The sequence below is a fragment of the Cyclobacterium sp. 1_MG-2023 genome, from assembly GCF_030546805.1.
In the GTDB taxonomy this organism is placed as follows: domain Bacteria; phylum Bacteroidota; class Bacteroidia; order Cytophagales; family Cyclobacteriaceae; genus Cyclobacterium.
Genome location: NZ_JAUOPC010000009.1, coordinates 63,198 through 77,158, shown reverse-complemented (window position 1 = coordinate 77,158; position 13,961 = coordinate 63,198). Strand labels below are relative to the sequence as shown.

The following is a 13,961-nucleotide window of genomic DNA, read 5'->3' as shown; positions in this document are numbered from 1 at the left end:
TTGGTAATTTCCATTAATTTTGTATTTCTAAAACAAAATTATGGAAAAACCAATCATTATCTTCGGCGCCAAAGGAATTGCACATCCTGCATTAGAAATATTCAATAGTCATGATGCTGTGGTCTATGGATTTTTGGATGATGATGCCACTCTCCACCAAAAAGAAATTAACAATGTTGCCATCCTCGGGAAGCTTGAAGACGACGGTTTTCTTAAGCTTATCGGGAAAAAATGTGAAGCATTTGTTGCAGTAGATGACCCAAAGTACAGAGAGACCATAGTAAAATTGCTGAATGAAAGGAGAAAAACACAACCGGTAAATGCTTTGCATAGGTTGGCATATATCTCTACAGATGCAGGCATTGGTCATGGAAATTTTATCAATGCCAAAGTTACCATAGGAGCTGGAGCTGAAATTGGGAACCATTGCATTTTACACACCAATGCCACAATAGAACATCAGGCTAAGCTTGGAGATTTTGTTCAAGTGGGCGCAGGTGCTGTCATTAATTCCGGTGTTACCGTCGGAAAAGGCGTTTTTATAGGCTCAGGTGTGACCATCGTTTCAGGAGTTAAAATAGGAAAGAATGCCAGAGTAGGTGCAGGATCCGTAGTCATAGCGGATATTGAGGATAACCAAACAGTATTTGGCAACCCTGCTCAGGTTATAGAAAAATAGTTTTATCGTTTATTAAACAAATAACACCCTGCCGGAAACAGGGCTTAAGTTATGGATTACAACATCTTACTTTATTACTGCTATGCCCAGATAGATGATCTGGAAGCATATCGCGAAGAACACCACTTATTTTGTGTTGAAAACAATATAAGAGGAAGAATTATCATCTCATCAGAAGGTCTGAATGGAACTGTTTCTGGATTGAAAGAAGACTGTGAAAAGTACATGGCCTATGTAAAAGGCGACACCAGATTTGCCGACACAGAATTCAAAATTGATGAGCATCAGGAACATGCCTTTGCGAAAATCAATGTTCGAGCCAAAGAAGAAATTGTCCACTCAGGATTACGACACCTCAATCCCAGAGAAAAAACAGGCAAGCACCTAGAGCCTGAGGCCTTCAAGGCCATGAAAGATGAGGAAGATGTGGTGATTTTAGATGTTCGCTCAAATTACGAACACGAATTGGGGCATTTTAAGAATGCCGTACGCCTTGACATTGACAATTTTCGGGATTTTCCGGAAAAAGTAAAGGAGCTTGAACACCTGAAAAACAAAAAGGTACTTACCTATTGTACCGGTGGAATAAAATGCGAAAAAGCTTCTGCTTTCTTGCTGGAGCAAGGCTTTGAAGATGTCTACCAGCTCCATGGAGGAATCATTAAATATGGAATGGAAGCCGGCGGAGAAGACTTTGAAGGTAAATGCTATGTGTTTGACAACAGGCTGGCCGTGGATGTAAATAAGGTAAACCCTAAAACAGTTTCCAAGTGTTATGTTTGCAACAGCCTGTCTGACCGGATGGTCAACTGTGCAAACCCAGAGTGCAATGTTCATGTTCCCATTTGTGAATCCTGTGGATGGGAAATGGAAGGAGCATGCTCTGAAAGTTGCAAAACAGCTCCTCAAAAGAGGCCATATAATGGCACAGGCTATTACCAGAAAAACACCAATGGTTACAATCCCTATAAAGGCTTGTATCAAAAACCCAATGCTGACAAAATAAAAGCAAGCCTACATGCACAACCCGATACCTGAATCGGAACTTATCATCAATCCTGATGGGAGTATTTACCACCTTCGCCTCAAACCGGGGCTGGTGGCAGATACTATCATTACTGTAGGAGATCCTAACCGCGTAGAGAGAATATCTTCCCATTTTGAAAAAATAGAACTTCAGGTAGCTCACAGAGAATTTGTTACCCACACCGGCTGGTACAAAGGCAAAAGAATCAGCGTAATCAGTACCGGAATGGGTACGGATAATGTAGAAATTTTTATGACGGAGTTGGATGCTTTGTTTAACGTGGATTTTAAATCCCGATTACCTAATTCCAAGCACAAAAGGCTCAATATCGTCAGAATTGGCACATCCGGAAGCATGCAAAGCACACTACCCGAAGGCAGTATTCTAGCCAGTTCAAAGGCCGTGGGCTTGGATACCTTAATGGCTTTTTATACCATCCCACAAACGGCATTGGAAAGCAAAATAGCCGAGCACGTGCAAAAATGCCTATCCCTTCCCTTTATACCTTATTGTGTCAGCGGTTCAGAAAACCTATTAAAAAAAATTGGAGAAGGCCTGCCTTCTGGAATTACAGTAACCTGTCCCGGATTCTTTGGCCCACAGGGCAGAGAAGTAAGATTAAAGCCTCGAATTCCTGATATCTTCGATTTATTAGGCACCCAACCTTTTCAAAATGAACCTTTTACCAATTTTGAAATGGAAACCGCAGGTTATTATGCCATGGGAAAAATGTTGGGGCATGAGGTCCTTAGCATGAATGCCATTGTTGCCAATCGTATCTCTGGAAAATTCTCCGCAGACCCGAGCGGAGTCGTTGACAAGTTGATTGTTTCTGTTTTGGAAAAAATCTAACTTCTCCGCTTGCCTCAGTCTGCTTAAGCTTAGCCAATTAATTAGGAAATCCCATCAAGCTCGCTTAATTCCAGCCATCTCATTTCCAAGGTTTCTATTTTTTTGTCCAATTCTTCAATTTCCAGTGACCACTTCATTAGTTCTTCATGATCTTCCGTGCCTTGGTTAATCTTTTGGATATAGGTATCTTTTTTGGCGGTCAATTGCTCAAGCGATGCTGAAATCTCTTCAAATTCTTTCTTGTCCTTAAAGGAAGCCTTGGTACTTTCCTTTTCGGCAGTTTTCGTTGCCTCAGGTTTTTTTTCTGCCACCTGTTTGGGCGCCACATTTTTAGCCGTTTTTTTTTTTTCTCTTAAGTCTGTGTAATTCCCGGGGAAATCGCTGATCTGCCCATCTCCTTCAAAAACAAATAGGTGGTCTACCAGCCTATCCATAAAATACCTATCGTGGGAAACAATCACCAAACATCCGGGAAATACATCCAAAAATTCCTCAAGTGTATTGAGGGTTACGATATCCAAATCATTTGTAGGTTCATCCAGAATGAGGAAGTTGGGGCTCTTTACTAGAATTAGTAGCAACTGAAGCCTTCTTCTCTCTCCTCCGCTCAGCTTGGCAATGTGTGTATGTTGCTGCTTGGGTGGAAAACCAAATTGGGTCAGGAATTGGCTGACGGTAATGGTAGCCCCTCCGGCCACCGTAACCACTTCTGCAACTTCTTTTACAATATCTATCAATCTCAAGGTTTCATCAAAGCTATCCTCCTCTTGTTTATAATAACCAAAAGCAGTGGTTTGCCCAATAGTAACCGAACCCTTGTCAGGATCATTTTTACCAATAAGCATATTCAAAAAGGTGGTTTTCCCTGCTCCATTCGGTCCGACTATGCCTACTTTGTCTCCTTTTTTGAAAGTATAACTAAAATCCTCAATCAGTTTAAGGTCACCATATGATTTGTAGATTTTCTCTATCTCTACAATTTTCTTCCCCAGCCTTTGAGCAGTCACCTCTAGGCTAATGTCTCTTTCCTCTTGTTTTTTGAAGGCTTTCTCTTTGGTATCATTGAAGGCCTCCACCCTGTATTTGGCTTTGGTCCCTCTTGCTTTAGGTTGCCTTCTTATCCAATCCAGTTCCTTTTTATAAAGACTTTTGGCTTTTTCCTGTTCTGTGGCCTGATTGGCTTTTCTTTCTGCCTTCTTTTCTAGAAAATAACTGTAATTGCCTGCATACCGATACAATTCACCATTTTCAAGTTCTAGGATATTGTTGGTAACCTTGTCCAAGAAATACCTATCGTGTGTCACCATTAAAAGTGAGAGATTGGACTTCGAAAGGTATTCTTCCAGCCATTCGATGGTTTCCAGATCCAGGTGGTTGGTTGGTTCATCGAGTAGCAATAGATCGGGGAAGTGAAGAATGGCTCTGGCAATGGCAACCCTTTTTCGCTGCCCTCCACTGAGAGCAGACACTTGAAGCCCGGTATCATGAAGCCCAAGCTTTCCCAAGACTTCATTGATCTGGTACTCAAAATCCCAGGCTTGCAGCCGATCCATTTTTTCAAAAACAGGTTGTAATGCTTCACTATTGTCTTCTCCACCTTCTGCTTTGATCATTAGGGCTTGGTATTCATGAATTACTTGAATGATCTCATTGTCGGGATCATCAAATATGGTTTGGTAGATGCTCTTCTCTCCGGCAAAAACCGGATTTTGATGCACATAGGCCATTTTAATTTCCTGATTGATGACCACTTGTCCTGCATCAGCAATTTCTTCCCCCATAATGATTTTCATTAAGGTGGACTTCCCTGCCCCATTTATTCCAACAAGAGCGGTTTTTTGTCCTTGGGCTATTCCGAAGGAAATTTCTGAGAACAAGACTCTTTCTCCAAAGGACTTGCTAAGTGTATCAACTGAAAGGTAATTCATGCCACAAAATTACAACGGTATTTCGGATATTCCCGAATTATTGACTGGGTTTCGTCATCCATTTTAAATTTAAAAATAAATAGCTCCACGCTAACTTATAATTTTTTTAATGGAGATGACATAGAAATTATTCTGATGACCAAAATTGACATCAGACATTCGGAAAAAAGGGTTGCTTATAAAAAAACAAATACGCTAAAAAATCTTGTACAGCAGTTGTGAACAATAACTAGATCTTTGCGAAGGTCAATACTATCTCTACCAAAAAGATTTAAAGCTGAATTTATAAGCTAATTCCCAAATCTTAGAATCAACTAAAAAGTAAATATTAATAGTGATATTAACTGATTGTCAGTATATTTCCGAAGGTTTTTATTCTGATAAATCTTATTACATAGTCGGATACATAACCAATTTTACTGTAAAGCTCGGTACAGGTTTGGTGCAAAAATTAAAATTACTATATCAAATAAACCTAGAACAGCTATAAAATGAGCCTATTGATGAAAATCATCCATGTATTTTTAATATTTAGTTTGCTGACTTTTTCCTGTAAGGAGAAAAACGAATCTCAATATAAAAAGGAAAAAATCATAAAAGCCCCTATTGGTGTTAATGTTACTAATCAAAATGCCATTAATAGAAATATTCTTGATCAAGTAAGGGGCTTTGAATTTTTGCCTTTAAAAGGCATCCCTGCTGATAAATCAATTCTTAAAGTAAATAAGGTTATAGAATACGATGAAAAGCTCCTACTGCTTGATAAAAAGAGCTCAAATTTGCTTGAATTTACCTTAAATGGTGATTTTATAAAAATAATTGGTGTAAAAGGAAATGGACCAGGAGAATATAAGTCAATTAATGATTTTTCTGTACATAAAAATAGAAATGAAATCATTATCCTCGACTATGAAAGCATGCTTTTCTATGATTTAAATGGGAATTTCAAAAACAAAGTTTATTTAGGGAGTAACCTATACCCTAACTCATTATCAATATTAGACGATAATCATATCGCATTTAATGTAAGCGTAAATGGGAATGAAAATTATAAGTTATTGATAACTGACATACATGGAAATGTCAAAGGAAAAGCAGCAAAATTTCCTGAGGCGGGGAAATATTTGAATTTCGAATTCACTGGGGGGATGAATGGAGACGGATTAGACACCTATTATAATGCGCCTACCTCGTCTTTAGTTTATAAAATAATTCCCCCTGCAGATCTTTCACCACTTTACCAATTAAATTTTGGAGCAAATACTTGGCCTGAGAATAAAAAATATAATCACCAGGAGTTTGATAAAGAAATAATGGATCTCAATGTATCCTATCTAAATCATAGTTATAAGATTACATCAGACTGGTTTATATTTAGTTATACAGATAAAAACAGGATTTTATACGGTTACTATAACATAAATAACCAACAGGTTTATACTTCAAATACCATCAAAAAATCTCAACGTTTAATTCGTTTTTTACTACCCGTTCCCGTCGGTGTGGATAGCAATAATAGATTCATAAATTCTATTGAGTTTGAAACGTTTTTATCTTTTAAGAGGACTGATTCTTCCGAGTTTATGAAGGGTTTAAAAAAATTTAATCTAGACTTATACAGTGCATTGGAAAAAATGAACTATGATAATTCTATTATCTTGACTTTTTATCAGCTAAAATGAGATAAAATTAGGCGAAAGCATATAGATCAGCCACCGATTATTGTTTGATTTTAACATCCCACTATTTTTAGGCCATTTTATAAATTTCCCCTCAGCCAAATTGGAAATAATTAATTACCAAAAAACTTCCAAAGAAAATACAGGCCAAAATTCACCAAATGATGGCAAATTTTCAGGGATGACCAAACAAAAGGTTATTTGTATAAAGGAATAATATTTGGTTCTATTTCAGCATTTCATTGATGGCATGTACCAATGACTTAACTCCTTGCTTAAAATGAGCCATAGAATCTTCCAAAAATGGTTTGGCCGTACTTGATTTGCTCTGGTACTTTTCCTCAAACTTGGCCTTCTTTTCCTGAAATTCCTTCTCTAGTTTTTCTTTGTTTTTGTGCAGGTCTTTGATTTTTTTCTCAATTTCCTCACTAGCCTCCCCTGTAGCCTTGGTTCCTTTTTCGATCAAGGTCTCAATTTTGCTTCCAACTTCCTGAAGCATTTTTTCAATATCATCAAATCCGGTGTTCTTTTTTTCCATCGCTTAACAAAGTTTAACTTTTTTAAAAGTAAGTAAAAAAATGTATAAAACACCCAAAAAAACGCTCTCCATTTTATGATTACCTATTATCCCATAAAAAAAGCCCCATAATCTTGGGGCTAATATGCTGTTGGTTTAACCGGCCAATAAGATAAAATATTTATTTAATATTGGCTCGTATGCTTTTGAAAAAGTGCCGTAACACCACTTTCTGAATTCTTCCAGTTCTCCAGGAACCAGCATATTCAGACCCTTTCTCAACTCTTTCTCGAAGAGCTTGCCGTCAAAACTTACTTTTAATAAAATAGTCTTAACATATTCCATCATGGTTCACGATATTTTAATTTTAGGTTTAATTAAAAAGATTGATTTAAATACTATTAACGGTTTTCGTCTAGATTTGTTACGTATAAAATATACTTGTTAATTTGCAGTTATTAAATTACGAAAACACAATCGTATTATATGTATTCAACGAAAAACCATTTTCTTTTTGTATGCCTGCTGGGTCTTTTTTCATTAACTGCTCATGCACAGGATGTCAAAATCGAATTGGGCCAAAATGAAGTTGCTCTCAACGAAACCTTCACAATAAAAGTAATTGTGTCAGGAGACAAAATAAGGTCCTATGACCAATTACCTGATATTCAAGGCTTCCAAAAGCAAGGTATTTCCCAAAGCTCATCGATGAATATCATCAATGGACAAATGAGTAGTACCAACAGTGTCATACAGTATTACAAGCCCCTAAGAAAAGGGCAGTTTACACTTCCTGCCTTTGAAATAGATGTAAATGGAATCTCGGCTTCCTCCTCAGGCACCACCATTACGGTAGTAGATGCCCGCTCTAATGCCCAAAGTAATCGTGCATTGGATCCTTTTGATGATCTTTTTGGGAGAAACAACACAGAACAACCAGAATATGTGGAAGTAGAGGACGATGCTTTTTTCTCACTTTCTGTCAGTAAGGATGAGGTGTATGTAGGGGAAGGATTCAGTGTCAGTTTCGCATTTTATATGTCTGAGAGCAATCAGGCACCTTTTAACTTTCATGAACCCGGCAAGCAACTTGAACGGATTATTAATGAAATTAAGCCCGGAAACGCTTGGGAAGAAAACTTCAACATTACCAGCATTCAGCCGGAACGTGTGGAATTTGGGGGCAAGAAGTGGACCAAATACAAGGTTTATGAAGCCAACTTTTACCCATTCAATTCCGGAACAGTAGATTTCCCTTCTGTAGGCTGGGAAATGATTAAATACAAAGTCGCCAAGAACCCTAGTTTTTTTGGTAGCAACAGGCTCCAGGATTTTAAAACCTTTTATTCCCAACCCAAGAGCATAAAAGTAAAAGAACTTCCCCCTCACCCACTTAAAAATGAAGTCAGCGTCGGGAACTACAGACTCAGAGAAAACGTCAGCGATTTAGAAGTTCAAACCGGGGAAGGCTTTACTTATGATTTTATCATCACAGGGGAAGGCAATATAAGCTCCATTCGCCCACCAAAAGTTAAAAAAGGTCAAAAATTGAACACTTTTGACCCTAATGAGCAGGTGCAAATCAACAGAGGTAGAGGAAAAGTGACCGGTATGAAGGAATTTAGCTATTTCATGACATTAAATGAAGCAGAGGTAGTACCTTTGAAAGATCATTTTGAATGGATCTATTTTAACCCGGAATTGGCCAAATATGATACGCTTGTTCCTCAAGCTGTAGTACGGGTGACCGGAGAGAGCCGAATCAACCAGGCCATTTCTTCTTCCAGGCTGGGAGGATTATATGACCTAATAGAAGTAGAAGACAATAAGCTTTTAAACCAAGGATATAAGTCTTATTTTTCCAGCCTAATTAATATTTTGCTATTGCTGGCCTTGGGATTATTGGCCTATTTGATTGTAAAGAAAAAGTAATTCATGCGTAATACATTTGGAAACATATTCACAATTACCACCTTCGGAGAATCTCATGGCAGAGGACTCGGAGTGATTATAGATGGCTGTCCGGCAGGCGTTAAGATAGACGAGGATTTTATCAGGACGGAATTGCAGCGAAGGAAACCCGGTCAATCTAAAATAACTACCCAAAGGAAAGAAGAGGACAATTTTGAGATCCTTTCCGGAGTATTTGAGGGACAGAGTACAGGCACTCCCATTGCCATGGTCATCTACAATACCGACCAGAAAAGTAAGGATTATTCACATATTGCCGATAAATTCAGGCCTTCCCATGCTGATTATACTTATCACGAGAAATTCGGAGTAAGGGATTATAGAGGAGGAGGAAGAAGTAGCGCCAGAGAAACTGCTGCTCGGGTGGCTGCAGGAGCTGTTGCCAAACTTTTGCTGGCTAGCTATGGTGTGGCAATCAATGCTTATGTAAGCCAGGCCGGAGACGTTAAATTAGAAAAACCCTACCAAGAATTAGACTTTAGTCAAACTGAGTCAAATATAGTAAGGTGTCCTGATACAGACACTGCTGATAAAATGATTGAACTGATCGATCAGGTCAGAAAAGAAAGAGACACCATAGGAGGAGTTGTAAGCTGTGTGGCAAAAGGCGTCCCTGTTGGCTTGGGAGAACCTGTTTTTGATAGGTTACATGCCGTTTTAGGCCATGCCATGCTAAGCATCAATGCGGTGAAAGGTTTTGAGTTTGGAAGCGGTTTTGAAGGAGTTACCATGAAAGGCTCCCAACACAATGATGCCTTTTATACTGAAGGAGATAAAGTAAGAACAAGGACCAACCACTCAGGAGGCATTCAAGGAGGAATCTCCAATGGAGAAGATATTTATTTTAAAGTAGCTTTCAAACCGGTGGCTACCATCATGCAGGACCAGGAGAGCGTCAATGCGCAGGGTGAAACCACCACCGTCTCAGGCAAAGGGCGTCATGACCCCTGTGTGGTACCGCGCGCCGTTCCTATAGTAGAAGCCATGTGTGCCTTGGTTTTGGCAGACTATCTTTTATTGAATAGGTCAAGCAAAATTTAATTTGTACAAATCAATGCGTATGAAAAGAAAAATACCACTGCACACCAAAATAATCATCGGGCTGATTTTGGGATTGTTGGTTGGCTTGGGTGTTGTGAAATTTGGAATCTCTCCGGATTTCATTAATGATTTCGTCAAACCTATAGGTACCATTTTCATAACTGCGCTTAAAATGATAGCCGTTCCTTTGGTGCTGGCTTCGCTAATCGTAGGTGTGTCCAATTTAGGAGACATTACTAAGCTAAGTAGAATCGGAGGTAAAACAATATTGACCTATATTTTCACTACAGCACTTTCCGTAACCGTTGGTTTACTCCTAGTGAATCTATTCAATCCCGGCAGAAGTCTTCCCTCTGAAACCAGAGAGAAGCTGATGGAATTGTATGATGAAACTGCCGGAAGTAAATCCCAAGAAGCTGAGCAGCTCAAAGAACAAAGTCCCTTAAAACCTTTGGTGGACATGGTGCCTGAAAATGTTTTTCAAGCGGCTGCAGCCAATGAGATGATGTTGCAGGTGGTGTTCTTTGCAATCATTATGGGGATCGCATTGATTCGAATCCCCAAGGCAAAATCTGCTCCTGTAATAGCTTTTTTTGAAGGCATCAATGATGTCATTATCGAAATTGTGGGCTTTATCATGATTTTAGCACCCTATGGAGTATTTGCTTTGATGGCCTCATTAATAGTAGATATCACCGGAGACAACCCCGATTCCGCGGTAGAATTACTCCTGGCCTTATTGAAATACAGTGTAGTGGTTATCGGAGGCTTACTATTAATGGTAGTCTTCTTTTACCCCATGATTCTCAAAATCTTCACCAAGGTAAAATACTTGGATTTCTTTAGGGCGCTGCAACCGGCCCAATTATTGGCATTTTCTACCAGCTCTAGCTCTGCTACTTTACCTGTAACCATGAAACAAGTGGAAGAGGAAATCGGTGTATCCGAAGAAATAAGTAGCTTTGTGTTGCCCCTTGGGGCCACCATCAATATGGATGGAACAAGTTTATATCAAGGTGTAGCTGCGGTATTTATCGCTCAAGCCATGGGTTTTGACCTTAGTCTTAGCCAACAATTGATGATTGTGATGACAGCTACCTTAGCCTCCATAGGTACAGCCGGTGTTCCGGGGGCCGGTATTATTATGTTGATCATTGTTTTGGAGTCTATTGGTGTACCTTCTGCCGGAATCGCTTTAATTTTGGCCCCGGATAGGATTTTGGACATGTTTAGAACCATAGTCAATGTGACAGGTGATGCCATGGTATGTACGGTAGTGGCCTCTACAGAGGGTGAGTTGCCTGATGGATTGATAAGAAAATCAAATCCATTAACCAATTCCTAATTAAGTAAAACCCCATTATTTTCTGTCATTCGAACCAAGATGATCTCACTTTCGTTCTAAGATTACACAGGAAAAATAGTAAGAATTTATAATAGCGATATAATGTTAGAAGCACAAAAAAGACCCGTACACCTGTACATGGAGGCAAACCCAAACCCAAATTCATTAAAATTTGTCGCCAATTTTATGTTGACAGATGATGGGGTAAGTTTTGATTTTCCGGACGAAGAAAGTGCGGCAAATTCTCCCCTTGCATTGGAGCTGTTTAATTATGCTGCAATAGAAAGGGTATTCATTGCCTCCAACTTTGTAACTGTTACCAAGAAAGGTGACATTCCTTGGGAAGACATTCAGCAACATATTCGAGATCAAATCAAAAACTTTTTAGAAAGTGGCAAACAACCCATCTCCACTCAATTTGATTCTGATCCACTTTTTGATGAGAATGACAGTGAGGTTGTCAAAAAAATCAAAGGCATACTTGATGAATACATTCGTCCGGCTGTAGAACAAGATGGAGGAGCAATTGTCTTCCATAGTTTTCAAGACGGAGTTGTAAAAGTGTTATTGCAGGGTGCCTGCTCCGGTTGCCCTTCGAGTACCGTTACACTAAAAGCAGGTATTGAGAACCTATTGACAAGAATGTTACCGGAAGTAAAAAGTGTGGAAGCTGAGGGTGTTTAAGCCTTGGTAATTTTCTACATCTATACACTTGAATAGGCAGATGAGGATTGGCAAATGGACAGGTGTATACCTTGGGATAATTGCGCTTTTGTTTAGGTACTTTGCTGCATCATCCCCCTTTCATACAGAAAAATGGTATACAACCGGCCTTTACCCTTTGGTTAGGGCCTTTCTTGATCATACCCTTCTACTTTTACCTTTTCCTGCGCTTTACCTTTTAATTATTCTCCTTATTTACTTAGGGTATCGCTTTGTTCGAAAGCTTTTCAAGTTGGAAAGCCGGAAGCAAGGCTTTTTCTTGTTTTCCAGGATTATTTTAAATTTCTTGGGTCTTGTAATTTTTTCCTTTCTGTTTTTTTGGGGATACAATTACTACCGCGTACCACTGTACCAAAAACTTGAGTTAAGCCCAAGCCCTCTTTCTACCGGCTTATTAATTACAGAAATGGAGTCCACGCAACAGTCTCTCCAAATTTTAAGAGATAAGGTACAGTCGGATTCGACAAATTGGGCTGATACTCCCGATTTTTCTACTCAAGCTTCCATGATCAGAGATGAAATGAAGTCGGTGCTTAGAGAATGGGAACATGGAGGGAAAGGTTCTCCGGTCGTCAAGCAGTTTTACCCGGAAGGCACATTAAGGAGGCTTGGGATTTTCGGTATATATTTCCCTTTTACAGGAGAAGCTTACTTGGACCCAAGTCTTCATCCATTGGAAAAAGGTTTTACTATGGCACACGAGTTGGCACATGGTTTTGGTATAACCGATGAGGGAGAGGCAAATTTTATGGCATGGTTGGTTTGCTCCCAAAGTTCCAAGGCCTTTTTTCAATACGCTGCGACCATGAAGTTATTTAGGTATCAGCTCAATGATCTTTACAGAATGGATAGTGAGCGATATAAGGAATTTCTGGTACACATACCTGAGCCAATAAAAAATGATATAAGAGAAATTCAGGAAAGCAACCGAGCCATTGTTCCCTTTGCTTCGGAGCTGAGCCGAAGATCAAACGATTTGTATTTAAAGTCTCAGGGGGTAAAGGCCGGTGTAAGGAGTTATGCCCAACTCCCCATGCTTGTTTATGCTTGGAAAGGAAAACAATGATGGTGAAACTTTCTTCTAAGAGGGGGCGGGTTATTAAATTAAAAATTTATTATAATGCTTTTTAATGAGTTCCTGTAGGAATCACTAGCTTAAAGGTTGAACCTTTTCCTTCTGTACTTTCCACCTCCAATTTCCCACTGAGCTTATGCGCACTTTGATTGCAAAAATGGAGCCCCATTCCGGTACCCTTTTCTTGTTCCGTTCCATAGGTAGATTTTATGTCTTGCTCAAAAATATTTTTTAACCTTTCTGGCGAAATGCCTATCCCATTGTCCGACACCTCAAGTATTAAGAAACCTTCTTCGCTATTTATTGAGATAACAATTAACCCATCAGCAGGCGTGAACTTAATGGCATTTTGCACCAAATTTCTGAAAATAAGCAACAACCTGTCTGTTTCTATGTTAACCAATGGGTTCTTATGGTAATTGACCTCAATGTTTATTTTTTTTTGTCTGGCAATTACTTTCAAAATCTCTACCGTGTCATCAATAAGGTCTTTTATTAGGATTTTTTTTATTTGAGAAGTTTCATTTTTCAATTCAAAGGAGGACCATTCCAAAATATTCTCCATCATTTGAAAAGTCCGATTGGTTGTATTTAACAATTCTTCATTGAGGAGTTTGACTTCTTCTTCATCAAGCATTCCGGAATTCACCAGCTTTAAGGTTTGAATAATCGACTGCAAGGGATTTTTAAGATCATGTGAAATAATGGTAATGATTCTGTCCTTTTGAGCACTTGTCTTCTGCAAGCTACTGTTGGTCTTAGCCATAGCAACCGTTTGTTCCTTCACTTTACTTCTTTGATTTTCATAAAATTGCCTAACACTATTTATCAATAAGGTAAACCCAATTATGGTAACAATATAAGTAAAGCCATGATCAATAAAAACGGCATCCTTGTTGGTATAACTTTGTGTAATCAATTCATCGTGGTAAAGGCCAATATAAAAAAGGCCTAAAAAAAACAATCCATTAACTATACTCCAAAAAAAATGGTACTTTAATTTCACAATGCTATGAATAATTAAATGCACAAGTAGAAGCATGTAAAATGTTGGCCCATAAATTCCTTCATGGTTTAGAAAAGTAAAGACAAAAACAAGATAACTCATTGAAAGAGCTAGATAA

At 38.8% G+C, this 13,961-nt stretch carries 13 protein-coding genes; 9 read left to right on the top strand and 4 right to left on the bottom strand.

Annotated features, from left to right (window positions below; genetic code table 11):
- Nucleotides 1-40: 40 nt before the first annotated feature.
- The 3 genes from Q4534_RS15140 to Q4534_RS15130 are packed head-to-tail and all read left to right on the top strand — an operon-like array spanning nucleotide 41 to nucleotide 2,558.
- Nucleotides 41-679, top strand: coding sequence for an acetyltransferase (locus Q4534_RS15140; protein ID WP_303613990.1), 639 nt, complete (start codon nucleotides 41-43; stop codon nucleotides 677-679).
- A gap of 51 nt (nucleotides 680-730) precedes the next feature.
- Nucleotides 731-1,717: a rhodanese-related sulfurtransferase gene (locus Q4534_RS15135; RefSeq protein WP_303613989.1), complete on the top strand. Its 987-nt coding sequence runs from the start codon at nucleotides 731-733 to the stop codon at nucleotides 1,715-1,717.
- The gene (locus Q4534_RS15130; RefSeq protein ID WP_303613988.1) at nucleotides 1,698-2,558 is read left to right on the top strand and encodes a nucleoside phosphorylase; all 861 of its coding nucleotides are present in this window, start codon (nucleotides 1,698-1,700) and stop codon (nucleotides 2,556-2,558) included. The genes Q4534_RS15135 and Q4534_RS15130 overlap by 20 nt, the downstream gene beginning before the upstream one ends.
- Before the next feature lie 41 nt (nucleotides 2,559-2,599).
- On the opposite strand, the gene Q4534_RS15125 is transcribed toward Q4534_RS15130, so the two are convergent.
- Nucleotides 2,600-4,486, bottom strand: coding sequence for an ABC-F family ATP-binding cassette domain-containing protein (locus Q4534_RS15125; protein ID WP_303613987.1), 1,887 nt, complete (start codon nucleotides 4,484-4,486; stop codon nucleotides 2,600-2,602).
- A 503-nt stretch (nucleotides 4,487-4,989) separates the two neighbouring features.
- Here Q4534_RS15125 and Q4534_RS15120 point away from each other — a divergent pair.
- A complete protein-coding gene (locus Q4534_RS15120; protein ID WP_303613986.1) occupies nucleotides 4,990-6,168 on the top strand; it encodes a 6-bladed beta-propeller in 1,179 nt (392 codons plus the stop codon).
- Between the two features lie 223 nt (nucleotides 6,169-6,391).
- On the opposite strand, the gene Q4534_RS15115 is transcribed toward Q4534_RS15120, so the two are convergent.
- Together Q4534_RS15115 and Q4534_RS15110 are read right to left on the bottom strand one after the other, a co-directional pair.
- Complete coding sequence (locus tag Q4534_RS15115; protein ID WP_303613985.1) at nucleotides 6,392-6,703, bottom strand: hypothetical protein; 312 nt, start codon at nucleotides 6,701-6,703, stop codon at nucleotides 6,392-6,394.
- Nucleotides 6,704-6,838: 135 nt separating this feature from the next.
- Complete coding sequence (locus Q4534_RS15110; protein WP_303613984.1) at nucleotides 6,839-7,030, bottom strand: hypothetical protein; 192 nt, start codon at nucleotides 7,028-7,030, stop codon at nucleotides 6,839-6,841.
- Between the two features lie 138 nt (nucleotides 7,031-7,168).
- Between Q4534_RS15110 and Q4534_RS15105 the strand changes: the two genes are divergently transcribed.
- From Q4534_RS15105 to Q4534_RS15085, 5 genes are all read left to right on the top strand, one after another.
- Entirely contained in the window at nucleotides 7,169-8,614 is a 1,446-nt protein-coding gene (locus Q4534_RS15105) for a BatD family protein (protein ID WP_303613983.1), read from the top strand.
- Nucleotides 8,615-8,617: 3 nt separating this feature from the next.
- Entirely contained in the window at nucleotides 8,618-9,694 is a 1,077-nt protein-coding gene (gene aroC, locus Q4534_RS15100) for a chorismate synthase (protein ID WP_303613982.1), read from the top strand.
- 19 nt (nucleotides 9,695-9,713) lie between these two features.
- Entirely contained in the window at nucleotides 9,714-11,039 is a 1,326-nt protein-coding gene (locus Q4534_RS15095; protein ID WP_303613981.1) for a dicarboxylate/amino acid:cation symporter, read from the top strand.
- 102 nt (nucleotides 11,040-11,141) lie between these two features.
- On the top strand, nucleotides 11,142-11,723 hold the full coding sequence (locus Q4534_RS15090) for a NifU family protein (RefSeq protein ID WP_303613980.1): 582 nt from the start codon (nucleotides 11,142-11,144) through the stop codon (nucleotides 11,721-11,723).
- A gap of 40 nt (nucleotides 11,724-11,763) precedes the next feature.
- The gene (locus Q4534_RS15085; protein WP_303613979.1) at nucleotides 11,764-12,828 is read left to right on the top strand and encodes a DUF3810 domain-containing protein; all 1,065 of its coding nucleotides are present in this window, start codon (nucleotides 11,764-11,766) and stop codon (nucleotides 12,826-12,828) included.
- A 61-nt stretch (nucleotides 12,829-12,889) separates the two neighbouring features.
- Here Q4534_RS15085 and Q4534_RS15080 read toward each other — a convergent pair whose 3' ends face one another.
- On the bottom strand, nucleotides 12,890-13,945 hold the full coding sequence (locus Q4534_RS15080; protein ID WP_303613978.1) for a sensor histidine kinase KdpD: 1,056 nt from the start codon (nucleotides 13,943-13,945) through the stop codon (nucleotides 12,890-12,892).
- Nucleotides 13,946-13,961 lie beyond the last annotated feature (16 nt).